Source organism: Streptomyces sp. NBC_00083 (assembly GCF_026343295.1).
Lineage (GTDB): Bacteria > Actinomycetota > Actinomycetes > Streptomycetales > Streptomycetaceae > Streptomyces.
On sequence record NZ_JAPELY010000001.1, the window covers coordinates 1,855,645 to 1,881,541 of the forward strand.

Below are 25,897 nucleotides of genomic sequence, written 5' to 3' on the forward strand. Positions count from 1 at the left end.
CCGCCCCCGCCGCCGCCCCCGCACGCCGTCCCGCCCTGCGGACACCGCGCCCACCGGCACGGGGCGGTTCGGCGGGGCTCCGGGGCGGGCGGTGCGGCCGGGCGGCCTCGGCGCGCCGATGGCGCGGTCGCCTCGGCCTGCCGGGGGAGGGCGGTTCGACGAGGTGGCCCCGGCCCCCCGGGGGGGAGGTGGTTCAGCGAGGCGCCTTCGGTACGCCGGGCGGAGGCGGCGGCCCGTCGTGCCGGGGCCTGCCCGAGCGGGGCGCACCCGGCGGACGGCCCGGCGCCCCGGGCAGCGTGGGGGCGCTGTGCGGGCCGGGCGGCGGCCCGAGGTACGGGTTGCTGTCGGGACCGGGAGGCCGGTGCGGCAGGGCGGGGCGGGTCGGCCGGGCGGAGCGGGCCGGCACGGGCCCGTCCGGCGCCGACGGGTCCGGTGCCGGGGGGTTGCCCGGGGCCGGAGGTCCGCTCGGTGTCGGGGGCCGGTGCTGCGTGGGTGGCCCGCCTGGTCCCGGTGGCTGGTCCGGCGTCGGAGGCGGGTCCGCTGCCGGAGGCCTGCGCGCTGCCGGTGGTTCGCTCGGCGCCGTCGAAGGCCCGCCCGGTGGGCCCGGTGCCGGTGGTCCGCCCGCCGTCGGCGGCTCACCCGCCGTCGGTGGCTCACTCGGCATCGGCGGACCACTCGGCATCGGTGGCTCACTCGGCATCGGCGGACCACTCGGCATCGGTGGCTCACTCGGCATCGGCGGCCCGTCCGGCGTGGGGATTCGCCGGCCCGTGCTCGCCGACAGGCGGGCCAGTGTCGAGGCCCTGTGTCCCGCCGCGCCCGTGAGGTGGGCCAGTGCCGCGCCCGTCGCGCCGGCCAGGGCGCCCCAGCCGGCGCCCAGCGCGCACGCGAGCCCCGCGTCGCCGTGCAGCTCGATGCCCGCGCCGAACGCGTCGAAGCCCAGCACCGAAAGAGAGGCGTTCACGGACACTCCGGTGAGCCGCACCATCAGGGGGAGCGCCACCGCGGTGGCCGCGCCCAGCGACAGCGCGCAGCGCCCCGCGAACGCGCCCGGCGAGCCGTCGCAGGCCGGCGTACGGGCCGCGGCGAGCACCCCCGCGTACAGCATCAGGATGAGCACGCCCACCCCCAACAGCCAGACACGGCCGTCCAGTTGGGCGAGGCGGCTCAACGTCACCGGGTCGTCTCCGCCCGCCCCGAGCAGGCGGGGGAGCGGGTGGGGCAGGAGCGTGGCGAGCGTGCCCGTCGCCCCGCCGTGCCACGGCACGAGGAGGCCGAGCGGGATCGCCGTCCAGACGCCGTTGGGCGCGCCGAGCAGTGCGGCGCCCGCGATCCGCCCCGGGTGGGCATCGCCGCACGCCGCGTACGCCGCCGCCGCGAACCCCGCCGCCACCGCCACCAGGACCGCCGTCACCAGGGCGGACACCGCGGGCCGCACCGAGCGGTGCAGCCGGTCGAAGCCGCGCGGCAGCGGGGCCCGGCGCGAGGCGAGCAGGGCGATCACGAGCACCACCAGCGCCCAGCACGCCGCGCCCGCGAGCGAGCGCGCGGTGTCGACGTCGTAGCCGACGTCCGCGCGGGTCTCCGCGAGCCGGGCGAGCCGGTCCGGCAGCAGGCCGCCGAGGTCCCCGAGCCCGGGGACCGCCGCCACCCCGGGGATCCGCACGCCGTCGAGGCCCGGCCGACTCCCGTCCAGCGTGACGAGGTCGTGCCCCGCCCGAGCGAGCCCGCCGGTGACGGCGACGAAGAGCGCCACCACCGCCGCGCCGCGCGCCGCGAGTTCGCCGCCCGCGATCCGGGCCCCCGACGCCCGCAGGGAGCGCAGGAAGACGAGGGCGAGGGCGAGCGCGCCCGCGAGAGCGACGCCCAGTGGCGTGAAATCGACCGCCGTGGCCGCCTGCGCACCGCTCAGCCCGAACACCGAGACGTCCCCGGAGGGGGTGACGGAGCCGCCCGCCGCGAGCACCACCACCGCCGCGGTCATCGGCCCCGGCGCCCCCGCCGCGTCCGCGCCGAGCAGCCGCACTCCGAGCGCGGCCGTGCCCGCCATCGCGACCACGGCCCAGCTCACCGAGGCGACCGAGGAGAGAGCGACATCACCCCACCGGACCGCACCCCGGACGCCCTTGCCGCCCACACCCATCAGGACCCCCCCGATACGAGCCGACTCGAACCCATGTGGGCGATACGGGATTTTTGATCCGCATGGACATCATTTATGGGCGGACATCATGACCCGTACGTACTCATGGGTGCTTCCCACTGTCGATGCGTGTTTGACCCACGTCAACGGGGCGGCCCCGGAGCGCTGTTGCAGGAACGCGACGGGACTGTGCCCGGTCTGTGCACCTAATTCACAAGGCCCGGGTTTCGGATACGAGGCCGGGCCTGAAATAGTTCCCCACGATGTTCACCATCCCTAGACTCCCGGTGTCGGGAGTAACGGGCCTCCGGAGCGGAGGTCTTTCGGGGGACGACAAGTGGGGCTGGAGTGCCGGAACTCGTACTGGAATTGAATGGCAGCACCTGGACGCTCGATCCGTCCAGGTCGTACACCTTGGGACGTGATCCGCAGGGCGACCTCGTCGTGGACGACGCCAGAGTCTCGTGGCGGCACGCCACGATCAGCTGGAGCGGCCGCAGTTGGGTCATCGAGGACCACGGATCCACCAACGGCACCTATGTGCGGGGCCAGCGCATCCATCAGATGGACATCGCTCCCGGCTCCGCGGTCCACCTCGGCAACGCGACCGACGGTCCGCGGCTGAATCTGTCCGGTACCGCCGCGGCCGCCTACGCACAGCCCGCCCCCGCCCAGCAGGCGCAGGGGGCCCCCGCCCATCCGCAGCCCCAGCAGGCACCGCCCCAGCAGGGTGGATGGCCTCAGCAACAGCAGCAGCCGCAGGTGCCGCAGCAGTCCTGGCAGCAGCAACAGCAGCCGCAGTTCCCGCAGCAGGGCGGCGGCCCCGCGGGCACCCCGCCCGTCTACGGAGACCGCAGCCCGACCACGTTCCACCAGGTCGCCCTCGGCCGCGTCATGCGCATCGGCCGTGCGCTGGAGAACGAGCTGGTCGTCTCCGACCTCCAGGTCTCGCGCCACCACGCCGAGTTCCACGCGACGCCCGACGGCCGGATGGAGATCCGCGACCTCGGCTCCCACAACGGCACCTACGTCAACGGTCAGCCGATCGCCAAGGGCGGCAGCGTCCTGCTCGGCCCGCAGGACATCGTCGGCGTCGGCCACTCGACGTTCCGCATCGTCGGCGACCGGCTCGAAGAGTTCGTCGACACCGGTGACGTCTCCTTCTCCGCCCGCCATCTGACCGTCACGGTCGACGGCGGCAAGGACATCCTCAAGGACGTCTCCTTCGGCGTCCCCGAGAAGTCCCTCATCGCGGTCATCGGCCCCTCGGGCTCCGGAAAGTCGACCCTGCTCAAGGCGCTCACCGGCTACCGGCCCGCCAACAAGGGCGACGTCCTCTACGACAACCGCAACCTCTACAAGCAGTTCGCCGAGCTGCGCCAGCGCATCGGTCTGGTCCCGCAGGACGACATCCTGCACAAGGAGCTGACCGTCAAGAAGGCGCTGAAGTACGCGGCCAAGCTGCGCTTCCCCGCCGACACCACCGAGACCGAGCGCCAGCAGCGCATCGACGAGGTGCTGCGCGAGCTCAAGCTGGACATCCACAAGGAGAAGAAGGTCACCTCTCTCTCCGGTGGCCAGCGCAAGCGCGTCTCGGTGGCCCTGGAGCTCCTCACCAAGCCGTCGCTGATCTTCCTCGACGAGCCCACGTCGGGTCTCGACCCGGGCATGGACCGCGACGTCATGCAGCTGCTCCGCGGCCTCGCCGACGACGGCCGCACCGTCCTGGTCGTGACCCACTCGGTGGCCGAGCTCGCGATCTGCGACAAGCTCCTCGTGATGGCGCCCGGCGGCTCGGTCGCCTACTTCGGCCCGCCCGAGGAGGCGCTGAACTTCTTCGGCTACGGCACCTGGGCCGATGTCTTCTCCGCCTTCGAGAGCTACCGCGACTACGACTGGGCGGGCCGCTGGAAGGGCTCGCAGCACTACCAGATGTACGCCGCGGACATCGACGCCGTCGCCCCGCAGTCGGTGCAGATGCCGCCCGCGCAGGCGATGAAGCCGCCGAAGCCCCAGGGCTGGCTCTCCCAGCTGTGGACGCTGATGCGCCGCTACACCTCGGTGATCGGGTCCGACAAGGGCTTCCTCGCCCTGTCGGTGGCGCTGCCCGCGGTGATCGGCTCGGTCAGCGTGGTGATCCCGGCGAAGTTCGGCCTCGCGCCGCCGACCCCGCCCTCCCGGTTCAACGGCGACGCCGGCACGATCATGCTGATCCTCGCGGTCGGCATGTGCTTCTCTGGCGCGGCCAACTCCGTACGAGAACTGATCAAGGAACGGGTCATCTACGAACGGGAGCGGGCCACCGGCCTGTCCCGCTCGGCGTACCTGATGTCCAAGATCCTCGTGCTCGGGGTGATCACGGCCTTCCAGGGCGTGATCCTCTGCGTCATCGGCTTCTCGACGCGCAAGCTGCCCGCCGAGGGCCTCGTGATGCCGCCCGCGGTCGAGATGTGCCTGGTCGTGATCGCGCTCGGCTTCACCTCGATGATGTTCGGCCTGATCATCTCCTCGCTGGTGAAGACCTCCGAGAAGACGATGCCGCTCCTGGTCATGTTCGCCATCGTGCAGGTCGTCTTCACCGGCATCCTGTTCAAGGTGTACGACTCGCCCGGCCTGGAGCAGTTCGCCTGGCTGATGCCGTCCCGCTGGGCCATCGCGGGCGCCGGCACCACGCTCGACCTCTCGCGTCTGATGGCGCCGATGGACCAGAGCGACCCGACCAACCTCGACCCGCTGTGGAAGCACGACGCCGCCCAGTGGTTCACCGACATCTCGGTGCTGCTCGTGATCGGCATCGCCCTCGGCTTCGTGGTCGCGCGCCTGCTGCGCCGCCACGAGCCCGAGGTCATGCGCAAGTAACGCGCACGCCGGAGAACGCCGCACGCGGAAGGGCGGCACCCCGCACGGGGTGCCGCCCTTCGGCGTCGCGTGTGCCGTCCTACGTCACTCAGTAGGCGCTGTTCACGTTGTCCATCGAGCCGTACTTGTCCGCCGCGTAGTTGGCGGCGGCGGTGATGTTGGCGACCGGGTCGTAGATGTTCCACGACGTGCCGGCCACGTGGTACGCGGTGAAGGTCGGCTGGATGACCTGGAGCAGGCCCTTGGACGGGATGCCGTTGATGGCGTTGATGTCCCAGCCGTTGATGGCGTTCGGGTTGCCGGTCGACTCGCGCATGATGTTGCGGTGCAGACCGTCGTAGGTGCCCGGGATGCCCTTGCTCTTCATGATGTCCAGGGACTGGCGGATCCAGCCGTCCAGGTTGTTCGCGTAGACCGGCTTGCGGGCGGCGGAGCGGCTGGCCGCGGCGGCCTCGTCACGCTTCTTCGCCTCGGCCGCGGCCTTCGCCTTGGCGTCCGCGGTGGCCTTCGCCTTTGCGGCGTCCTTGGCCTGCTTGTCGGCGGTGACCTGCTGCTTGGAGATGCTCTGCGAAACCGTCTTGGTGCTGATGTTCGCCGCGAAGGCGACGGGCTCGGCGGCCGCGGCGCTCTCCGACTGGCCCGTGCCCGGGAAGACCGAGAGAGCGAGAGCGGCGGCGCCGAGGGCGGCTATGCCGGCAATCGAAATCTTGTGCTTGCTGTCGAGACGACTATGACCGGGGTTGGTGGACTCGGGCATGGTTGTTGGACCTCTTCCGAATGGCGGGGGACGGGCACCGAGGCGCCGCGGCGGTTTGGCCGCAGCGCTGTGCGACGGGAGCCATTGTTAGCGGCCGCAAAATCTCGTGGCAAAGGTGCTACATACGAAGCCGGATAGTGGATCACCCCGGCGCGAAAGGCGCCTCGTACCCACTCCACAGCGGCTCACACCGCCTTTATTTGTCCACTAGCCGCCTTCGTAAGTGATGTGCGTCCTATGCGCGGGCTCACATCGGGGGCGTAACGGTTTCACCGCACGTTGCTGGAGCAATGCGTACGGTGAGGGTTCTCCTCCGGGAGGATGAGGTGGACGTCGCCGAACTCGTGCCACAGGTAGAGCCGGCTCAGCGCCTGGTCGTAGGCGACGGCCAGCGCCGCCCGCCCCGCGATCGCCTCCAGCATCAGCAGGTGCGAGGCCTCCGGCTCGTGGAGCCCGGTCAGCAGGCCGTCCACCACCCGCACCCCGCGCTCCGGCGTCACCACCACATCGGTCCAGCCGGCATCGGCCCGCACCGTCCCGTCGGCCCCGGCCGCCGACTCCAGGGCCCGCACCGCCGTGGTCCCCACCGCCACGACCCGGCCGCCCCCGGCCCTGGCCGCGTTCACCACCCGGGCCGTCGCCTCCGGCACCTCGAAGCGCTCCGGGTACGGCGGCTCGTGCGCCTCCGCCGACGCCACCCCCGTGTGCAGCGTGACCGGCGCGAACCACACCCCGCGCCGCACCAGCTCCGCGACGAGCCCGGCCGTGAACGGCCGCGCCGCGCTCGGCATCTCCGCCGAGCCGTGCCCGCCGGGCGCGGGCACCGCGAACACCGTCTGGTACGCGGCCAGCGGCTGGTCCCGCTCGGTGTAGCCGTACCGGATGGGCCGCCCGTACCGGCGCATCAGGCCCGGCACATCGCCCGACGACACCCGCGCCCACCACAGCCGGTCCGGGCTCAGCGCCGCGTCGAGCACCAGCCGCTCCCCGCCGGGCAGCGCCACGGCCGTCCCCGCCCGGTCGCCGTGGCGCCGCTCCGTACTCCCCGCGGCCGTCGGTGTCCGCAGCTCCACCGCCCAGCGTCCGTCGGGGCCGAGCGTGGAGAAGTGCACCACCACCGGCCGCCCCGCCACCGTGGCGTCGACCGCGGCGGGCAGCGTCTGCGAGGTGTTGACGACCAGTACGTCACCGGCGCGCAGCTGACCCGCCAGGTCGCGGAAGGCGTGGTGCGTGACGGCCTCGCCGCGCGACACCATCAGGCGCACGTCGTCGCGCCCCGCCCCGCGCACCTCCGCGGGCACCGAGGCGAGCAGGCCGTCGGGCACCCGCACCACGAGGGGCGCCGTCATCGCACGGCCTCCCCGGTGCCGGCCGCCACAAGAGAGGGGGCGGCGTAGCGGCCGCTCGGCGGGCGCTCGCCGAGCAGCCGCAGGAAGCCCGGCACCACCGCCGAGGGCTCCGGCCGCCCGGAGTCGTCCCCCGGCACCGCCGCCGCGTACAGATCGGTGCGCATGTCGCCCGGGTCCACCGCCCACACCCGCAGGCCGGGCTCCTCCACGGCCAGTACCGCCGCGAGCTGGTCGAGCGCCGCCTTCGAGGCCCCGTACCCGCCCCAGCTCCCGTACGCCTCGGCCGCCGCGTCCGAGCTGACCGCGATCACCGCGCCCGCCGCGGACTCCCGCAGCATGGGCAGCGTCTCCTGTACGAGCCCGAGAGCCGCCACCACGTTGGTCTCCAGGGCAGTCCGCAGACCCGCGAGCTCCAGCGCGTCGAGGCGTACGAGCGGTTCCGCGCCGAGCGCGGACGCGTTGTGCACCAGCAGGTCGAGCCCGCCCAGGTCCCACGCGGCCGCCGCCAGCTCCGCACGGTGCCCGGCGTCCGTGACGTCCCCCGCCAGCGCCACGACGTGCGTGCCGTACGGGCCGAGCGCGCGGGCCGTCTCCTCCAGCAGGGAAGCGGTCCGCGCGTCCAGGACCAGATCCCAGCCCCGCTCGGCCAGGGCCGCGGCGAGCGCACGGCCGAGCCCCTTCGAAGCCCCTGTGATGATCGCAACCGGCATGATGTCCGACCCCTTCGTCCTTCGAGCTGTCCGTCGAGCCACCGGCGGGGTGTCCGCCGATGGGTTCACGGTGGCTCCGCAGCCGCCCCCGCCGCGTCGGACGCGGGACCCCACCCGGCACGGCACTTCGGCCTAGGCCCTGCGACCCGGCCGTGACCGTCCTCCGGCCGAGGCGCGCCGTCACACCCCGCCGGTACGGTGACCACATGAGCCGTCCCCGCCCCGCGCACCCCGCCGGACCAGGTCAGGGCCCGTCGCCGAGCGCGGGTCTCGCCGCCGTGAGCACCGCCCTGCTCGCCATGAGCCGGCACCTGGAGGTCAGGGACGTCCTCAAGACGATCACCGCGTCGGCCCGTGAGCTCCTGGACGCGGAGTACGCGGCGCTCGGCGTCCCCGACGACCACGGCGGCTTCGCGCAGTTCGTCGTCGACGGCGTCAGCGACGAGCAGTGGCGGGCGATCGGCCCGCTGCCGCGCCAGCACGGCATCCTCGCCGCGATGCTCCACGAGGAGAAGGCCGAGCGCCTCGCCGACGTCCGCAAGGACCCCCGCTTCGAGGGCTGGCCCTCCGCCCACCCCGACATGTCCGACTTCCTCGGCATGCCGATCCGCGACGGTGACGAAACGCTGGGCGCCCTCTTCCTCGCCAACAAGCGCTGCCCCAGGCCGGACGGCGGCTGCGGCTTCACCGAGCACGACGAGGAGCTGCTCCGCCTGCTCGCCCAGCACGCCGCGATCGCCCTCACCAACGCCCGCCTGTACGAGCGCAGCCGCGAGCTCACCATCGCCGAGGAGCGCTCGCGCCTGGCCCACGAGCTGCACGACGCGGTCAGTCAGAAGCTCTTCTCGCTCCGCCTCACCGCGCAGGCCGCCGCGGCCCTGGTCGACCGCGACCCGGCCCGCGCCAAGGACGAGCTCCAGCAGGTCGCCGCCCTCGCCGCCGAGGCCGCCGACGAACTGCGCGCCGCCGTCGTGGAGTTGAGGCCGGCCGCCCTGGAGGAGGACGGCCTCGTGCACACCCTGCGCACCCAGATCCAGGTCCTCGACCGGGCCCACGCGGCCCGCGTCACCTTCGACAACCTCGGCGTGCGCGCCCTGCCGCCGGCCCAGGAGGAGGCCCTGCTGAGGGTCGCCCAGGAGGCCCTGCACAACGCGCTGCGCCACTCGGGCGCGGCCCGCGTCGATGTCGTACTGGAACGCGAGGGGCAGGGCGCCGCGCTCCGGGTCACCGACGACGGGCGGGGCTTCGACCCCGGTCTGGTCCGCCGGGCCGGCCGCCATCTCGGGCTCGTCTCTATGCGGCACCGGGCGAGCGGGGTCGGCGGCCGGCTCACCGTGCACTCGGCACCCGGCGAGGGAGCCACGATCAGGATGGAGGTCCCCGGTGGCTGACAAGGTGATCAGGGTCCTGCTCGTCGACGACCACCAGGTGGTCCGCCGCGGACTGCGTACGTTCCTGGAAGTGCAGGACGACATAGAAGTGGTGGGCGAGGCGTCCGACGGCGCGGAGGGGGTGGCCCGCGCCGAGCAGCTGAAGCCGGACGTCGTCCTGATGGACGTGAAGATGCCGGGCATGGACGGCATCGAGGCCCTGCGCAAGCTCCGCGAACTCGCCAACCCGGCCAGGGTCCTCATCGTCACCAGCTTCACCGAGCAGCGCACGGTCGTGCCCGCCCTGCGCGCCGGCGCGTCCGGCTACGTCTACAAGGACATCGACCCGGACGCGCTGGCCGGAGCGATCCGCTCGGTGCACGCGGGCCACGTCCTGCTCCAGCCCGAGGTCGCCGGCGCCCTGCTCAGCCAGGACGAGGGCCACGGCGGCACCGGCCGGGGCACGACCCTGACCGAACGCGAGAAGGAGGTCCTCGCGCTGATCGCCGACGGCCGCTCCAACCGGGAGATCGCCCGCCACCTCGTGCTGTCCGAGAAGACCGTGAAGACGCACGTCTCGAACATCCTGATGAAGCTGGACCTCGCCGACCGCACCCAGGCCGCGCTGTGGGCGGTCCGGCACGGGGTGACGGACTGAGCCACGGGCGGGGCGCGGCCCGGGAGCGACGGGAGCGGCGGGCTGCGCGGCCGGAAAGCGGAGCGTCAGGGTCCGGTGCGAGATTCATACCGTCGTGTAAATGTCACCCACATAGCGCACCCCTTGCGGGTGCCGCGCGTTCTCCATGGCATGCCGCGGCGCTTGGTCGCGGCGACGACCAGGAGGATCCACACCATGAAGCTCAACAAGGCTCTCGCCGTCACCGTGCTCGCAGGCGGCGCCCTCGCCGCGGCGACCGGCGCCGCCTCCGCCCACGGGGGAGCCCAGGCCGAGGGCCAGGCCGAGCGCTCCCCGGGCGTCGTCTCCGGCAACCTGGTCCAGGTGCCGGTGCACGTGCCGGTGAACGCCACGGGCAACACGGTCAACGTGATCGGCGTCCTGAACCCGGTCTTCGGCAACCAGAGCTCCAACTTCTGACCGGGCCTGACCCTTGGCAGGGTGCCCAGCATCGGCATCCCCAGCGGCCTTCGTCTGCGGACCGTGCTGGGACACCCGCGCAGTTCCCCGCGCCCCTGGGTGGGTCGACCCTGGCAGGGTGCCCGGCATCGGCATCTCTAGCCCGTCCGGCGTTCGAGGACGAGCGCGCTGCAGCCCGTCCGGCGTTTGAGGACGAGCGCCCTTAAGGCGCGAACGGGGTCTGGGGCGGAGCCCCAGGGGTCTGAACCCCAGCCCCCTCTTCCCGCCCCCGGAGGGTTTCGGGAAGGGGCGGGGTGGGGTGACTCCCGGGGTCTGGGGCGGAGCCCCAGCAACCCCGCTTCCGTCTGCGGACCGTGCTGGGGCACCCGCGCAGTTCCCCGCGCCCCTAAAGACGTAGGGCACCCGGCGTCGCAGCCCGCAGCCCGCGCCCACCGCGCCGCAGCCGCGCAAAGGGCTACCCCCCGGCGCGGGGGAGCGCGCACCCCCGCCGGGGGGAGCCGGGGCTAGCCCCGGTCTCGTTGGCCGGCCTCCACATACGCGTTGTACGCCGCCACCCGAGCCCGCCGAGCCACCCGCTCCACCGGACGAAGCGCCTCCGCCCGCGCGGAGATCTCCGAGGCGCTGACAGCCCCACCGTGCCCGTTCTCGTACGCGAGCGACACCAGCAGCCCCACCCGCCGGGCCAGCTCCAACACCCGCACCGCGCGCGGCGGATAGCCCGGCGCGAGCACCTCCTCGTCGGGCCCCTCGGCCCGCGCCCGGTACGCGTCGATCGCCGCCGCGGCCGCCGGACCCGACCCCGCGACGTCGAGCTGCGTCAGCACGACCGTCGCCTCCCGCAGCGCCTCCGCGAGCTCGCGCTCCGCCTCGCCGAGCGAGGGCACGTCCGCGGGCGGCGCCTCCCGCACCGCGAGGCAGTGCCAGACGACCTCGGTGTGGACATCGCCCGCGGGCCCGGCCTCGTACAGCTCGGGAACGAGCCCGTACGGCGCCCCGAAGCCGACGACGGCCTCCTCGGCCGCGAGGGCACGGGCGTTGAACTCCGCGGGCCCGCTCAGCCCCAGCGGATGCCCCGCCGCGGGCAGCGCGACCCGCCAGCCGCTCACCCCGAGCCCCCGCAGCCGCCCGAGCGCCAGCGTGAGCCCCACGGGCGCGGACTCGCCGGGCAGCCCCTCGACGCGGTGCACCGCGTCGTCCCCGACGATCGCGAGCGCCGCGTCGTCCGGCGATACATTTCCGGCCAACAGGGCATTTCCCCAAGCGGCCAGCCGACCTGAACGTGGTTCCGAGAACATGGCCTCCAGCCTAGGGAACCCGCACGACCGGACCTAGAGGCGGGATCACTTCCCCAGTGGCGTAGGTTTTCCCTGGGGACCGCGCCCACCGGCGCGCCCCGCACCGCACTCGCGAACTCAAGACGATGGCATGGGGAGACAACGCGCTCATGAGCGATGTACTGGAGCTGGTGGACGTATCCGTGGTCCGCGACGGACGCGCTCTGGTGGACGACGTCTCCTGGTCGGTCAAGGAAGGCGAGCGCTGGGTCATCCTCGGCCCCAACGGCGCCGGCAAGACCACCCTCCTCAACATCGCCTCCAGCTACCTCTTCCCGAGCGCCGGCACCGCCAAGATCCTCGGTGAGCAGCTTGGCCGGGTCGACGTCTTCGAGCTGCGCCCCCGCATCGGCGTGGCCGGCGTCGCCATGGCCGACAAGCTCCCCAAGCGCCAGACCGTGCTGCAGACGGTGCTCACCGCCGCGTACGGCATGACCGCCACCTGGCAGGAGCAGTACGACGCCGTCGACGAGGACCGCGCCCGCGCCTTCCTCGACCGCCTCGGCATGACGGACTTCCTGGACCGCAAGTTCGGCACGCTCTCCGAGGGCGAGCGCAAGCGGACCCTGATCGCCCGCGCCATGATGACCGACCCCGAGCTCCTCCTCCTCGACGAGCCCGCCGCCGGCCTCGACCTCGGCGGCCGCGAGGACCTCGTCCGCCGCCTGGGCCGCCTCGCCCGCGACCCGTACGCCCCCTCGATGATCATGGTCACGCACCACGTCGAGGAGATCGCCCCCGGATTCACGCACGTCCTCATGATCCGCCAGGGCAAGGTGCTCGCCGCCGGCCCCATGGAGACCGAGCTCACCTCCCGCAACCTCTCCCTCTGCTTCGGCCTCCCGCTCCTCGTGGAGCACCGCGGCGACCGCTACACGGCGACGGGCCTCCCGCTCGGCTGAGCCTCCGTGCGCCGGGCCGTGCCGGTCCCTGTGCACTGTCGGTGAGGGGAGCACCGCACCTACGATGACCCGGTGGACATCGAGGCATGGGTGTGGTGGCTGGTGGCAGCGGCGGGGCTCGGCATCCCGCTCGTCCTGACCGTCATGCCCGAGTTCGGCATGATGGCGCTCGGCGCGGTCGCCGCCGCCATCGGCGCGGGCCTCGGTCTCGGCCCGGTCGGGCAGGTGCTCCTCTTCGTGGCCGTCTCGGTCGCCCTCATCGCCGTCGTGCGCCCCATCGCCGCCCGCCACCGCGCGCAGCGGCCCCAACTCGCCACCGGCACCGAGGCGTTGAAGGGCCGTCAGGCCGTCGTCCTGGAACGCGTCGACGCCGTGGGCGGCAGGATCAAACTCGCGGGGGAGGTCTGGTCGGCGCGCGCTCTCGACGCGGAGCGCGTCTTCGAGCCGGGCCAACAGGTCGACGTCGTCGAGATCGACGGAGCCACTGCCATCGTGATGTGAACCATGCCAGGATCATCAGGTCCGGTAACTCCCAACGTTTCCAGGGCCATCCGAGAGCAAGAAGGGCACGGGGGTAAGCGATGCAACCGATCATCATCGTCCTGATCATCCTGGTGGTGCTGGTCTTCATCGCCCTGATCAAGACCATCCAGGTGATCCCGCAGGCAAGCGCCGCGATCGTGGAGCGCTTCGGCCGCTACACGCGGACGCTCAACGCCGGACTGAACATCGTCGTCCCGTTCATCGACTCCATCCGCAACCGCATCGACCTCCGCGAACAGGTCGTGCCGTTCCCGCCCCAGCCGGTGATCACCCAGGACAACCTGGTGGTCAACATCGACACCGTCATCTACTACCAGGTGACCGACGCGCGGGCCGCCACGTACGAAGTCGCCAGCTACATCCAGGCGATCGAGCAGCTCACCGTCACCACCCTCCGCAACATCATCGGCGGCATGGACCTGGAGCGCACGCTGACCTCCCGCGAGGAGATCAACGCGGCCCTGCGCGGCGTCCTCGACGAAGCCACCGGCAAGTGGGGCATCCGCGTCAACCGCGTCGAGCTGAAGGCGATCGAGCCGCCCACCTCCATCCAGGACTCGATGGAGAAGCAGATGCGCGCCGACCGTGACAAGCGCGCCGCGATCCTCCAGGCCGAAGGTGTACGGCAGTCGGAGATCCTGCGCGCCGAGGGCGAGAAGCAGTCCGCGATCCTGCGCGCCGAAGGTGAGGCGAAGGCCGCGGCCCTGCGCGCCGAGGGCGAGGCGCAGGCCATCCGTACGGTCTTCGAGTCGATCCACGCGGGCGACCCCGACCAGAAGCTGCTCTCCTACCAGTACCTCCAGATGCTGCCGAAGATCGCCGAGGGCGACGCCAACAAGCTCTGGATCGTGCCGAGCGAGATCGGTGACGCCCTCAAGGGCCTCTCCGGAGCCTTCGGCAACCTCGGCGGCGGGATGCCCGGCTTCAACACCGGAAACCAGGGCAACGGCGCCACCGAGCGCCGCGAAGCACCCCCGGTGGACTGACTTCCGGGCGGATCGACGGTGCGGGGAGGGCGAACGACCCCCGCACCGCGCCGAGTTGACTGCCCCATGCACCGTTCATGCATGATCAGTGCGGCCCCTCGACCTCCATGGCGGGGAGGCGACTCACTGAACGGGTAAGGAGATGGCCTTGTCCATCTGGGAAGCACTCGCGGTCTTCGCGGCCGGCATCGGCGCGGGCACCATCAACACGATCGTCGGATCCGGCACGCTCCTCACCTTCCCCGTGCTCCTGGCGACCGGCCTGCCACCGATCACCGCCAACGTCTCCAACGCCCTCGGCCTGGTCCCCGGCTCCATCAGCGGCGCCATCGGCTACCGCCACGAACTGCGCGGCCAGACCCGCCGGGTGCTCCGCCTCGGCGCAGCCGCCCTCCTCGGGGGCCTCGCCGGCGCGATCCTGCTGCTCGCGCTGCCGTCCTCGTCGTTCGACGCGATCGTCCCGGTCCTGGTCGGCCTGGCCCTCGTCCTCGTCCTGTTCCAGCCGCGCCTGGCCGCCGCCATCACCCGCCGCCGCGAGGCCCGCGGCACCGAGGCCCACCCCGAGGGCGGCATCGCGCTCCTCGCCGGCCTCTTCCTCGCCAGCATGTACGGCGGCTACTTCGGCGCCGCCCAGGGCGTCCTCTACCTGTCCCTGATGGGCCTGCTCCTGCCCGACACCCTGCAACGCGTCAACGCCGTCAAGAACATCCTCGGCGCCCTGGTCAACGGTGTCGCGGCCGTCTTCTTCCTCTTCGTCGCCGAGTTCGACTGGACGGCCGTGCTGCTCATCGCCGTCGGCTCGACCATAGGAGGCCAGATCGGCGCCAAGGTCGGCCGCCGCCTCAAGCCCGCGGTCCTGCGCGGAGTGATCATCGCCGTCGGCGTGGTCGCGATCCTCCAACTGACCCTCAAATAGGGCCAGTCGGCTCCCCTCCGCAGCGGAACGCACCGAGCGGCCCGAGCGGCTCCGGTACGGGCCTCACGCCGCCGGGGCGGCGCCCGACGCCAGCCACTCGGGCAGCTCGGACCGGTCTCCGGCGGCCATCGCGAGCAGCATCGCATCGGCCGGCGACGGCACGAACGGCTGTCGCAGCAACGGCATCCCCGCCTCCTCCGGCGTCCGGTCCGCCTTGCGGTGGTTGTCCTCGGCGCAGGACGCGACCGTGTTCAGCCAGCCGTCCCGGCCGCCCTGCGCCCGCGGCACCACGTGGTCCACCGTCGTCGCACGCCGCCCGCAGTACGCGCACCGGTGCTGGTCCCTGATCAGCACCCCGCGTCTCGACCACGGAGCGTGTCTTCGGAAGGGCACCCGTACGTATCTGCACAGCCGGATCACCCGCGGCACCGGTATGTCGACGGCGGCGGCACGCACCCGAAGACCGGGGTGGGACTGCTCGACGACGGCCTTGTCCTGGAGGACCAGCACCACGGCACGGTTGAGCGTCACCGTCGACAGTGGCTCGAAGCTCGCGTTCAGTACCAGCGTGTCCCTCATCGTGCCCACCTCCGTAGTGCCGGCCCACTCCCTGGCGGGCTTGGATCAACTCTGGCCGGGCTCGCCACGATGGACAACGCAATATCCGGGCCCGCCCGGACGACGTACCCGGACCGACAACAGAAAAATGCCCTGCCCTGATCTCTCCAAGACCAGGGCAGGGCAAACAGAAAACGAACGATCAGCTCTCCGCGGGGGCGGTGTATTCACCGATGAGCTGGGCCCGCCCGAGGGTGTGGAACCGCAGATTGAAGCCGACCGCCGCGGGCGGGGTGTCGGCGTCGGGACCCAGCTTCTCGGTGTCTACCGCGTACACCGTGAAGACGTACCGGTGCGTCTCGCCGGCCGGCGGCGCCGCGCCGCCGAAGTCCTTCGAGCCGTAGTCGTTGCGCGCCTGCACCGCGCCGGCCGGCAGCCCCTCGAACGTGCCGCTGCCCGCACCCGCCGGCAGCTCGGTCACCGAGGCCGGGATGTCGAACACCGACCAGTGCCAGAAGCCGCTGCCCGTGGGCGCGTCGGGATCGAAGCACGTCACAGCGAAGCTCTTCGTCCCCGCGGGGAACCCTTCCCACCGCAGCTGCGGCGAGGTGTTCCCCGCGGCGTAGACCTGGGCGGCCTTGAGCACGGCACCCGGCTCGACGTCCTCGCTCACCACGGTGAACGACGGTACCTCGGGATGGAAGTCATGGGGAAGCGGCGGCCTCTTGAGCTCGCTCACGTCGGCACCTCCTGAATCTCCTGAATCGGCGGCAACTGATGGAACCCGAGCCTAGGGGGTTCGCCCCTAGAACCAGTTGCGCCGCCCGCCGACCTCCGCCAGCCACTGGTTGAGGTACGCCGCCCAGTCCGTCCCCTGGAAGTCGTGCAGGCCGACCTCGAAGGAGCGGTAGGAGTCACTGCCCTCGCTGAACAGGCCCGGCTTCTTGTCCATCTCCAGGATCACGTCCATCGCGCGGTCGTCCGCGACGAAGGTCAGCTCCACCTGGTTCAGACCCCGGTACTGCGACGGCGCGTAGAACTCGATCTCCTGGTAGAAGGGCAGCCGCTGCCGCGTCCCGCGGATGTGCCCCTTCTCCATGTCGGCGTCCTTGAAGCGGAAGCCCAGCTGGATGAAGGCGTCGAGGATCGCCTGCTGCGCGGGGAGCGGATGGACCTGGATCCGGTCCAGGTCGCCGGCGTCGAGCGCGCGGGCGATCTCCAGCTCCGTCGTCACACCGATGTGCATGCCGCGCAGCTGCTGACCGTCGACCGCCGTGACGGGCGTCTCCCACGGAATCTCCAGCCCGAACGGCACCACGTGCACCGCGCCCGCCTTCACCTCGAAGGCCCCGCCGAGCCGCACCTTGGTGAACTCGATGTCCTGCTTGTGCTCGTGCTCGCCGCCCTCGACCTCGACCCGGGCCTGAAGCCCCACCGAGAGCCCCTCGATCCGCTGGTCGACCGAGCCGCCCTCGATCCGGACCTCGCCCTGCACGACCCCGCCCGGCACCACATTGGCCTCGGTGAGCTCGGTCTCCACCGATGCCCCGCCGGCCCCCAGGCTCGCCAGCAGCCGCTTGAACCCCATGCCAGTCCTTCCCCACGCATAGCCCGATCTCGACCCCTACGAACGCGTGACGACGGTCTCCGGTTCCCACCGCAGGTCCAGTACGCTCGTACGGCATGATCGCGGCCACCGAACGTACGCCACTTCCCCGGGACTTCTTCGACCGCCCCGTCCTGGAGGTCGCCCCCGACCTCCTGGGCCGCACGCTGGTACGCCGCACTCCGCACGGCCCTCTTGAGGTCCGCCTCACGGAGGTCGAGGCCTACGACGGTCCCAACGACCCGGGCTCGCACGCCTTCCGCGGCCGCACCGCACGCAACGACGTCATGTTCGGCCCGCCCGGACACGCGTACGTCTACTTCACGTACGGAATGTGGCACTGCCTGAACCTGGTGTGCGGTCCCGAGGGCGAAGCCAGCGGTGTCCTGCTCAGAGCGGGGGAGATCCGGGTGGGCTCCGATCTTGCCCGCCCCCGTCGACTCTCGGCCCGGCACGACAGGGAACTGGCCAAAGGCCCGGCACGGCTGGCGACCGCCCTCGACGTGGGCCGCTCCCTGAACGGAGCGGACGCCTGCGCCGGCCCCGAGTCCCCTCTCTCCATCCTGACGGGCACCCCTCCCACGCCCGACCTGGTACGCAGCGGTCCGCGCACCGGGGTGGGCGGTGACGGGGCGCCGCATCCGTGGCGCTTCTGGATCTCGGACGACCCCACGGTGAGCCCGTACCGGGCCCACCAGCCCCGCAAACGCCGAACTTGACTCGGCCTCAAGCGGCGCTTAACGTAGCCCGAGCCGCTTGACACGGGCCCTGCTGTTCAGCACCCCCGAGTGGCCATCCACTACCTTCGATCGACCCTCACCGGGTGTGAATTTTGGCGTGCCGAAATTCGAACCCGAATGACTCGATTATGAAGAGCAGGGGAAACCCGCTAAAGTAGTGGACACGCCGAGAGGGAAACGCGAAAGCGAAGAACTCAAGGCGAACCCCAATTCGACGGGGAATCGGACACGAAAGAGTCTGATAGAGTCGGAACACGAAATACCGAAGGGAAGCGCCCGGAGGAAAGCCCGAGAGGGTGAGTACAAAGGAAGCGTCCGTTCCTTGAGAACTCAACAGCGTGCCAAAAGTCAACGCCAGATTGACAACCCCGTCTCCACTTCGGTGGGACGAGGTTCCTTTGAAAAGTCCTGCACGCCCTTGTGGTGGGCAGGCAATACACAGCGAGGACGCTGTGGACGGGCCGCCTTATTCCGGTGGTTCCGTCCCGCTCTTACGTGATGTGTGCACCCGATTACGGGTAAACATTCATGGAGAGTTTGATCCTGGCTCAGGACGAACGCTGGCGGCGTGCTTAACACATGCAAGTCGAACGATGAAGCCCTTCGGGGTGGATTAGTGGCGAACGGGTGAGTAACACGTGGGCAATCTGCCCTTCACTCTGGGACAAGCCCTGGAAACGGGGTCTAATACCGGATAACACTCCTCAGGGCATCTTGAGGGGTTAAAAGCTCCGGCGGTGAAGGATGAGCCCGCGGCCTATCAGCTTGTTGGTGGGGTAATGGCCTACCAAGGCGACGACGGGTAGCCGGCCTGAGAGGGCGACCGGCCACACTGGGACTGAGACACGGCCCAGACTCCTACGGGAGGCAGCAGTGGGGAATATTGCACAATGGGCGAAAGCCTGATGCAGCGACGCCGCGTGAGGGATGACGGCCTTCGGGTTGTAAACCTCTTTCAGCAGGGAAGAAGCGAAAGTGACGGTACCTGCAGAAGAAGCGCCGGCTAACTACGTGCCAGCAGCCGCGGTAATACGTAGGGCGCAAGCGTTGTCCGGAATTATTGGGCGTAAAGAGCTCGTAGGCGGCTTGTCACGTCGGATGTGAAAGCCCGGGGCTTAACCCCGGGTCTGCATTCGATACGGGCTAGCTAGAGTGTGGTAGGGGAGATCGGAATTCCTGGTGTAGCGGTGAAATGCGCAGATATCAGGAGGAACACCGGTGGCGAAGGCGGATCTCTGGGCCATTACTGACGCTGAGGAGCGAAAGCGTGGGGAGCGAACAGGATTAGATACCCTGGTAGTCCACGCCGTAAACGTTGGGAACTAGGTGTTGGCGACATTCCACGTCGTCGGTGCCGCAGCTAACGCATTAAGTTCCCCGCCTGGGGAGTACGGCCGCAAGGCTAAAACTCAAAGGAATTGACGGGGGCCCGCACAAGCAGCGGAGCATGTGGCTTAATTCGACGCAACGCGAAGAACCTTACCAAGGCTTGACATATACCGGAAACGGCTAGAGATAGTCGCCCCCTTGTGGTCGGTATACAGGTGGTGCATGGCTGTCGTCAGCTCGTGTCGTGAGATGTTGGGTTAAGTCCCGCAACGAGCGCAACCCTTGTTCTGTGTTGCCAGCATGCCCTTCGGGGTGATGGGGACTCACAGGAGACTGCCGGGGTCAACTCGGAGGAAGGTGGGGACGACGTCAAGTCATCATGCCCCTTATGTCTTGGGCTGCACACGTGCTACAATGGCCGGTACAAAGAGCTGCGATGCCGCGAGGCGGAGCGAATCTCAAAAAGCCGGTCTCAGTTCGGATTGGGGTCTGCAACTCGACCCCATGAAGTCGGAGTTGCTAGTAATCGCAGATCAGCATTGCTGCGGTGAATACGTTCCCGGGCCTTGTACACACCGCCCGTCACGTCACGAAAGTCGGTAACACCCGAAGCCGGTGGCCCAACCCCTTGTGGGAGGGAGCTGTCGAAGGTGGGACTGGCGATTGGGACGAAGTCGTAACAAGGTAGCCGTACCGGAAGGTGCGGCTGGATCACCTCCTTTCTAAGGAGCACAGCACCGTCTGCAGACAAATGTTCTGCACGGTCAGCTCATGGGTGGAACGTTGACTATTCGGCACTCTTGGTCAACTCGGGCCGCTAGTACTGCTCTTCGGAGCGTGGAAAGCGGATCGGGGCGATGGAGAGGGCCGGGCACGCTGTTGGGTATCTGAAGGTACGGCCGAGAGGCTGCCTTCTAGTGCCGGCCCCAGTGAACTCCACTGAATGGTGGGGGTGATGGGTGGTTGGTCGTTGTTTGAGAACTGCACAGTGGACGCGAGCATCTGTGGCCAAGTTTTTAAGGGCGCACGGTGGATGCCTTGGCACCAGGAACCGATGAAGGACGTGGGAGGCCACGATAGTCCCCGGGGAGCCGTCAACCAGGCTTTGATCCGGGGGTTTCCGAATGGGGAAACCCGGCAGTCGTCATGGGCTGTCACCCATACCTGAACACATAGGGTATGTGGAGGGAACGAGGGGAAGTGAAACATCTCAGTACCCTCAGGAAGAGAAAACAACCGTGATTCCGGGAGTAGTGGCGAGCGAAACCGGATGAGGCCAAACCGTATGCGTGTGATACCCGGCAGGGGTTGCGCATGCGGGGTTGTGGGATCTCTCTTTCGTCAGTCTGCCGGCTGACAGGACGAGTCAGAAACCGTTGATGTAGGCGAAGGACATGCGAAAGGTCCGGCGTAGAGGGTAAGACCCCCGTAGCTGAAACATCAACGGCTCGTTTGAGAGACACCCAAGTAGCACGGGGCCCGAGAAATCCCGTGTGAATCTGGCGGGACCACCCGCTAAGCCTAAATATTCCCTGGTGACCGATAGCGGATAGTACCGTGAGGGAATGGTGAAAAGTACCGCGGGAGCGGAGTGAAATAGTACCTGAAACCGTGTGCCTACAAGCCGTGGGAGCGTCGCTGCATTGTGCTTGCACATACAGTCGTGACTGCGTGCCTTTTGAAGAATGAGCCTGCGAGTTAGCGGTGTGTAGCGAGGTTAACCCGTGTGGGGAAGCCGTAGCGAAAGCGAGTCCGAATAGGGCGACATAGTTGCACGCTCTAGACCCGAAGCGGAGTGATCTAGCCATGGGCAGGTTGAAGCGGCTGTAAGAGGTCGTGGAGGACCGAACCCACCAGGGTTGAAAACCTGGGGGATGACCTGTGGTTAGGGGTGAAAGGCCAATCAAACTCCGTGATAGCTGGTTCTCCCCGAAATGCATTTAGGTGCAGCGTCGTGTGTTTCTTGCCGGAGGTAGAGCACTGGATAGGCGATGGGCCCTACCGGGTTACTGACCTTAGCCAAACTCCGAATGCCGGTAAGTGAGAGCACGGCAGTGAGACTGTGGGGGATAAGCTCCATGGTCGAGAGGGAAACAGCCCAGAGCATCGACTAAGGCCCCTAAGCGTACGCTAAGTGGGAAAGGATGTGGAGTCGCAGAGACAACCAGGAGGTTGGCTTAGAAGCAGCCACCCTTGAAAGAGTGCGTAATAGCTCACTGGTCAAGTGATTCCGCGCCGACAATGTAGCGGGGCTCAAGCGTACCGCCGAAGTCGTGTCATTCCAGCATATAGGGCCAACGCCTGCTGGGATGGGTAGGGGAGCGTCGTGTGCCGGGTGAAGCTGCAGCGGAAGCTAGTGGTGGACGGTTCACGAGTGAGAATGCAGGCATGAGTAGCGATACACACGTGAGAAACGTGTGCGCCGATTGACTAAGGGTTCCTGGGTCAAGCTGATCTGCCCAGGGTAAGTCGGGACCTAAGGCGAGGCCGACAGGCGTAGTCGATGGACAACCGGTTGATATTCCGGTACCCGCTTTGAAACGCCCAATACTGAATCAGGCGATGCTAAGCCCGTGAAGCCGTTCCGGACCCTTCGGGGAAAGGAAAGTGGTGGAGCCGGTGACCCAGACTTGTAGTAGGTAAGCGATGGGGTGACGCAGGAAGGTAGTCCAACCCGGGCGGTGGTTGTCCCGGGGTAAGGGTGTAGCCCGTCATCTAGGCAAATCCGGATGACATATAAGGGTGAGACCTGATGCCGAGCCGATTGTGGTGAAGTGGATGATCCTATGCTGTCGAGAAAAGCCTCTAGCGAGTTTCATGGCGGCCCGTACCCTAAACCGACTCAGGTGGTCAGGTAGAGAATACCGAGGCGTTCGGGTGAACTATGGTTAAGGAACTCGGCAAAATGCCCCCGTAACTTCGGGAGAAGGGGGCCATCACCGGTGATGAGATTTACTCTCTGAGCTGGGGGTGGCCGCAGAGACCAGCGAGAAGCGACTGTTTACTAAAAACACAGGTCCGTGCGAAGCCGTAAGGCGATGTATACGGACTGACGCCTGCCCGGTGCTGGAACGTTAAGGGGACCGGTTAGTGACCTTTCGGGGTTGCGAAGCTGAGAACTTAAGCGCCAGTAAACGGCGGTGGTAACTATAACCATCCTAAGGTAGCGAAATTCCTTGTCGGGTAAGTTCCGACCTGCACGAATGGCGTAACGACTTCTCGACTGTCTCAACCATAGGCCCGGTGAAATTGCACTACGAGTAAAGATGCTCGTTTCGCGCAGCAGGACGGAAAGACCCCGGGACCTTTACTACAGTTTGATATTGGTGTTCGGTTCGGCTTGTGTAGGATAGGTGGGAGACTTTGAAGCGGCCACGCCAGTGGTTGTGGAGTCGTCGTTGAAATACCACTCTGGTCGTGCTGGATGTCTAACCTCGGTCCGTGATCCGGATCAGGGACAGTGTCTGATGGGTAGTTTAACTGGGGCGGTTGCCTCCTAAAGAGTAACGGAGGCGCCCAAAGGTTCCCTCAGCCTGGTTGGCAATCAGGTGTTGAGTGTAAGTGCACAAGGGAGCTTGACTGTGAGACCGACGGGTCGAGCAGGGACGAAAGTCGGGACTAGTGATCCGGCGGTGGCTTGTGGAAGCGCCGTCGCTCAACGGATAAAAGGTACCCCGGGGATAACAGGCTGATCTTCCCCAAGAGTCCATATCGACGGGATGGTTTGGCACCTCGATGTCGGCTCGTCGCATCCTGGGGCTGGAGTCGGTCCCAAGGGTTGGGCTGTTCGCCCATTAAAGCGGTACGCGAGCTGGGTTTAGAACGTCGTGAGACAGTTCGGTCCCTATCCGCTGCGCGCGCAGGAACATTGAGAAGGGCTGTCCCTAGTACGAGAGGACCGGGACGGACGAACCTCTGGTGTGCCAGTTGTCCTGCCAAGGGCATGGCTGGTTGGCTACGTTCGGAAAGGATAACCGCTGAAAGCATCTAAGCGGGAAGCCTGCTTCGAGATGAGTGTTCCCACCTCCTTGAGAGGGTAAGGCTCCCAGTAGACGACTGGGTTGATAGGCCAGATGTGGAAGCCCGGTAACGGGTGGAGCTGACTGGTACTAATAGGCCGAGGGCTTGTCCTCAGTTGCTCGCGTCCACTGTGTTTGTTCTGAAGCAACGAACAGTTGCTGGTTGAGCAGAACCCACTTAATTGAAAAGTGTGCTTGTTCGCTCGAAACCGATAGGGTTTCGGTGGTCATAGCGTTAGGGAAACGCCCGGTTACATTCCGAACCCGGAAGCTAAGCCTTTCAGCGCCGATGGTACTGCAGGGGGGACCCTGTGGGAGAGTAGGACGCCGCCGAACAATATTTCAGGACCCTTGGTCCCAGCGTTCATGCTGGGACCAAGGGTCCTTTTGTTTTTCCGCTTTGTTTTGCCGAAGCGCGTCGGGCAGCCGACTGCGCGAGAATGACTGCAGTACCCGAAGACTAGGAGTCACGATGTCCACCAACTCTCCCGACGACCGTCCGGAGCGCGAGCCGCGCCGTCAGGACGGTGGCGACCGGGGCGGCTACCGCGGTGGTCGAGACGACCGCGGTCCGCGGCGTGACAACGACCGGGGTGGTTACGGCGGGCGTCGTGACGACAGTCGTGGTGGCTCCTCCAGCGGTGGCTCCGGCGGCGGGTACCCGCGCCGCGACGACCGTGGCGGTCGCCCCGCCGGCGGTGGTGGCGGTGGCTTCGGCGGCCGTCGTGACGATCGTCCGGCCCCGCGTCGCGACGACGACCGTGGTGGGTTCCGTCGCGATGACAACCGTGGCGGTGGCGGCGGCTTCCGTCGCGACGACAGCCGTGGCGGGTCCTCCGGCGGCAGCTCGTACGGCCGTCGTGATGACCGTCCGGCTCCTCGCCGTGACGACGACCGCGGCGCGTTCCGTCGTGACGACAACCGTGGTGGCGGTGGCTTCGGCGGCCGTCGTGACGATCGTCCGGCCCCGCGTCGCGATGACGACCGTGGTGGGTTCCGTCGCGATGACAACCGTGGCGGTGGCGGCGGCTTCCGCCGTGACGACAACCGTGGCGGGTCCTCCAGCGGCAGCTCGTACCCGCGCCGTGACGACAACCGCGGTGGCAGCTCGTACCCCCGTCGTGATGACCGTCCGGCTCCTCGCCGTGATGACGACCGTGGCGGGTTCCGTCGGGATGACCGTCCGGCCCCGCGTCGCGACGACGACCGCGGCGGGTTCCGTCGTGACGACAACCGTGGTGGCGGCAGCTCGTACCCCCGTCGTGATGACCGTCCGGCCCCGCGCCGTGATGACGACCGCGGTGGGTTCCGTCGCGACGACCGTGGTGGTCGCCCGGCCGGCGGTGGCAGCTCGTACCCCCGTCGTGACGACCGGCCCGCTCCTCGCCGTGACGATGACCGTGGTGGGTTCCGCCGCGATGACAACCGTGGTGGCGGTGGCTTCGGCGGCCGTCGTGACGACCGTCCGGCCCCCCGTCGTGACGACAACCGCGGTGGCAGCTCGTACCCCCGTCGTGATGACCGTCCGGCTCCTCGCCGTGATGACGACCGTGGTGGGTTCCGTCGTGATGACCGTCCGGCCCCGCGTCGCGATGACGACCGTGGTGGGTTCCGTCGTGACGACAACCGCGGTGGTAGCTCGTACCCCCGTCGTGATGACCGTCCGGCTCCTCGCCGTGACGACGACCGTGGCGGCTTCCGTCGTGATGACCGTCCCGCGCCGCGTCGCGACGACGACCGTGGCGGCTTCCGTCGTGACGACCGTCCGGCCCCGCGCCGTGATGACGACCGCGGGGGCTACCGCGGGCGCGACGACCGGCGCGACGACCGAGGCCGTGACGACCGGGGTGGCTACGGCCGACGCGACGACCGTGACCGCGACCGTGACCGGGAGCCCGTCAAGCGGCTGCCGATCGACGAGGACGTCACCGGCAACGAGATCGACGAGGGCGTGCGCCAGGAGCTCATGAGCCTGCCCAAGGGCCTCGCCGAAGAAGTCGCGTGCAACCTGGTGATGGTGGCCCGGCTCATCGACGAAGAGCCCGAGCAGGCGTACGCGTACTCCCGCATCGCGCTGCGGCTCGCCTCGCGCGTGGCCGCCGTGCGTGAGGCCGCCGGCTTCGCCGCGTACGCGACGCAGAAGTACTCCGAGGCGCTCGCGGAGTTCCGCGCCGCGCGTCGCATGACCGGGTCCGTCGAGCTGTGGCCCGTCATGGCCGACTGCGAGCGTGGGCTCGGGCGTCCCGAGCGGGCGCTGTCGATGGCCGGCGAGCCCGAGGTGCAGAAGCTCGACAAGGCCGGACAGGTCGAGATGCGTCTCGTCGTGGCCGGAGCGCGCCGGGACATGGGGCAGCTCGACGCCGCCATCGTGACCCTGCAGAGCCCCGAGCTCGCCTCGAACTCCGTACAGCCGTGGACCGCGCGTCTGCGGTACGCCTACGCCGACGCGCTGCTCGCGGCGACGCGTGAGGACGAGGCCCGCGAGTGGTTCGCCAAGGCCCTCGAGGCGGACAAGGACGGCACGACCGACGCGTCCGACCGCCTTGCCGAGCTCGACGGTGTCGACTTCGTCGACGCCATGGTCGAGGACGACGACGAGGTGGACGGCGACGCCGAAGCCCCGCGCGCGGTGGCCGAGGACCTGCCGGCGGACCCCGACTTCGACGACGAGGGCGAGGAG

At 68.9% G+C, this 25,897-nt stretch carries 17 protein-coding genes, 3 rRNA genes and 2 pseudogenes; 14 read left to right on the top strand and 8 right to left on the bottom strand.

The window, feature by feature from the left end:
• Nucleotides 1–193: 193 nt before the first annotated feature.
• Nucleotides 194–2,143, bottom strand: a complete 1,950-nt coding sequence (locus tag OOJ98_RS08110; RefSeq protein WP_267053944.1) for a streptophobe family protein — start codon at nucleotides 2,141–2,143, stop codon at nucleotides 194–196.
• Between the two features lie 348 nt (nucleotides 2,144–2,491).
• Here OOJ98_RS08110 and OOJ98_RS08115 point away from each other — a divergent pair, with 348 nt between their 5' ends.
• Nucleotides 2,492–5,002 (top strand): FHA domain-containing protein, encoded by a 2,511-nt coding sequence (locus OOJ98_RS08115; RefSeq protein WP_267053945.1) that lies wholly within the window; start codon nucleotides 2,492–2,494, stop codon nucleotides 5,000–5,002.
• Between the two features lie 88 nt (nucleotides 5,003–5,090).
• Here the strand turns inward: OOJ98_RS08115 and OOJ98_RS08120 are convergent, their stop codons facing one another.
• From OOJ98_RS08120 to OOJ98_RS08130, 3 genes are all read right to left on the bottom strand, one after another.
• The gene (locus OOJ98_RS08120) at nucleotides 5,091–5,759 is read right to left on the bottom strand and encodes a transglycosylase SLT domain-containing protein (protein WP_267053946.1); all 669 of its coding nucleotides are present in this window, start codon (nucleotides 5,757–5,759) and stop codon (nucleotides 5,091–5,093) included.
• Between the two features lie 269 nt (nucleotides 5,760–6,028).
• Nucleotides 6,029–7,108 carry an S-adenosylmethionine:tRNA ribosyltransferase-isomerase gene (locus tag OOJ98_RS08125; protein WP_267053947.1) on the bottom strand — a complete coding sequence of 360 codons (1,080 nt, stop codon included), beginning with the start codon at nucleotides 7,106–7,108 and terminating at the stop codon, nucleotides 6,029–6,031.
• Complete coding sequence (locus OOJ98_RS08130) at nucleotides 7,105–7,818, bottom strand: SDR family oxidoreductase (RefSeq protein WP_267053948.1); 714 nt, start codon at nucleotides 7,816–7,818, stop codon at nucleotides 7,105–7,107. The genes OOJ98_RS08125 and OOJ98_RS08130 overlap by 4 nt, the downstream gene beginning before the upstream one ends.
• 206 nt (nucleotides 7,819–8,024) lie before the next feature.
• Here OOJ98_RS08130 and OOJ98_RS08135 point away from each other — a divergent pair, with 206 nt between their 5' ends.
• The 3 genes from OOJ98_RS08135 (at nucleotide 8,025) to OOJ98_RS08145 (ending at nucleotide 10,284) form a co-directional block, all read left to right on the top strand.
• The gene (locus OOJ98_RS08135) at nucleotides 8,025–9,209 is read left to right on the top strand and encodes a GAF domain-containing sensor histidine kinase (protein WP_267053949.1); all 1,185 of its coding nucleotides are present in this window, start codon (nucleotides 8,025–8,027) and stop codon (nucleotides 9,207–9,209) included.
• On the top strand, nucleotides 9,202–9,846 hold the full coding sequence (locus tag OOJ98_RS08140; protein WP_267053950.1) for a response regulator transcription factor: 645 nt from the start codon (nucleotides 9,202–9,204) through the stop codon (nucleotides 9,844–9,846). The genes OOJ98_RS08135 and OOJ98_RS08140 overlap by 8 nt, the downstream gene beginning before the upstream one ends.
• Nucleotides 9,847–10,041: 195 nt before the next feature.
• On the top strand, nucleotides 10,042–10,284 hold the full coding sequence (locus tag OOJ98_RS08145; RefSeq protein ID WP_267053951.1) for a chaplin: 243 nt from the start codon (nucleotides 10,042–10,044) through the stop codon (nucleotides 10,282–10,284).
• A 503-nt stretch (nucleotides 10,285–10,787) separates the two neighbouring features.
• Here the strand turns inward: OOJ98_RS08145 and OOJ98_RS08150 are convergent.
• Nucleotides 10,788–11,579 carry a hypothetical protein gene (locus tag OOJ98_RS08150; RefSeq protein ID WP_267053952.1) on the bottom strand — a complete coding sequence of 264 codons (792 nt, stop codon included), beginning with the start codon at nucleotides 11,577–11,579 and terminating at the stop codon, nucleotides 10,788–10,790.
• A gap of 149 nt (nucleotides 11,580–11,728) precedes the next feature.
• On the opposite strand from OOJ98_RS08150, the gene OOJ98_RS08155 reads away from it, so the two are divergent.
• The 4 genes from OOJ98_RS08155 (at nucleotide 11,729) to OOJ98_RS08170 (ending at nucleotide 14,965) form a co-directional block, all read left to right on the top strand.
• A complete protein-coding gene (locus tag OOJ98_RS08155; protein WP_267053953.1) occupies nucleotides 11,729–12,520 on the top strand; it encodes an ABC transporter ATP-binding protein in 792 nt (263 codons plus the stop codon).
• Between the two features lie 72 nt (nucleotides 12,521–12,592).
• A complete protein-coding gene (locus OOJ98_RS08160; RefSeq protein WP_267053954.1) occupies nucleotides 12,593–13,021 on the top strand; it encodes an NfeD family protein in 429 nt (142 codons plus the stop codon).
• 80 nt (nucleotides 13,022–13,101) lie between these two features.
• Nucleotides 13,102–14,049 carry an SPFH domain-containing protein gene (locus tag OOJ98_RS08165; protein ID WP_267053955.1) on the top strand — a complete coding sequence of 316 codons (948 nt, stop codon included), beginning with the start codon at nucleotides 13,102–13,104 and terminating at the stop codon, nucleotides 14,047–14,049.
• A 142-nt stretch (nucleotides 14,050–14,191) separates the two neighbouring features.
• Nucleotides 14,192–14,965: a sulfite exporter TauE/SafE family protein gene (locus OOJ98_RS08170; RefSeq protein WP_267053956.1), complete on the top strand. Its 774-nt coding sequence runs from the start codon at nucleotides 14,192–14,194 to the stop codon at nucleotides 14,963–14,965.
• A 63-nt stretch (nucleotides 14,966–15,028) separates the two neighbouring features.
• Here OOJ98_RS08170 and OOJ98_RS08175 read toward each other — a convergent pair whose 3' ends face one another.
• From OOJ98_RS08175 to OOJ98_RS08185, 3 genes are all read right to left on the bottom strand, one after another.
• Entirely contained in the window at nucleotides 15,029–15,544 is a 516-nt protein-coding gene (locus tag OOJ98_RS08175; RefSeq protein ID WP_267053957.1) for an HNH endonuclease, read from the bottom strand.
• Between the two features lie 181 nt (nucleotides 15,545–15,725).
• Complete coding sequence (locus OOJ98_RS08180) at nucleotides 15,726–16,262, bottom strand: YbhB/YbcL family Raf kinase inhibitor-like protein (protein ID WP_267053958.1); 537 nt, start codon at nucleotides 16,260–16,262, stop codon at nucleotides 15,726–15,728.
• 66 nt (nucleotides 16,263–16,328) lie between these two features.
• On the bottom strand, nucleotides 16,329–17,111 hold the full coding sequence (locus OOJ98_RS08185; protein WP_267053959.1) for a sporulation protein: 783 nt from the start codon (nucleotides 17,109–17,111) through the stop codon (nucleotides 16,329–16,331).
• 95 nt (nucleotides 17,112–17,206) lie between these two features.
• On the opposite strand from OOJ98_RS08185, the gene OOJ98_RS08190 reads away from it, so the two are divergent.
• From OOJ98_RS08190 to OOJ98_RS08215, 6 genes and pseudogenes are all read left to right on the top strand, one after another.
• Nucleotides 17,207–17,848, top strand: a complete 642-nt coding sequence (locus OOJ98_RS08190; protein ID WP_267053960.1) for a DNA-3-methyladenine glycosylase — start codon at nucleotides 17,207–17,209, stop codon at nucleotides 17,846–17,848.
• 546 nt (nucleotides 17,849–18,394) lie between these two features.
• Nucleotides 18,395–19,920 (top strand): 16S ribosomal RNA (locus OOJ98_RS08195).
• A gap of 284 nt (nucleotides 19,921–20,204) precedes the next feature.
• A 23S ribosomal RNA gene (locus OOJ98_RS08200) occupies nucleotides 20,205–23,331 on the top strand.
• A 105-nt stretch (nucleotides 23,332–23,436) separates the two neighbouring features.
• A 5S ribosomal RNA gene (gene rrf / locus OOJ98_RS08205) occupies nucleotides 23,437–23,553 on the top strand.
• Together the 16S, 23S and 5S rRNA genes form the textbook arrangement of a ribosomal RNA operon.
• Nucleotides 23,554–23,689: 136 nt before the next feature.
• Nucleotides 23,690–25,090 (top strand): annotated as a pseudogene (locus OOJ98_RS34815) (hypothetical protein); the annotation flags it as partial.
• Nucleotides 25,091–25,123: 33 nt separating this feature from the next.
• A pseudogene (locus tag OOJ98_RS08215) lies at nucleotides 25,124–25,825 on the top strand (hypothetical protein); the annotation flags it as partial.
• Between the last annotated feature and the right edge of the window lie 72 nt (nucleotides 25,826–25,897).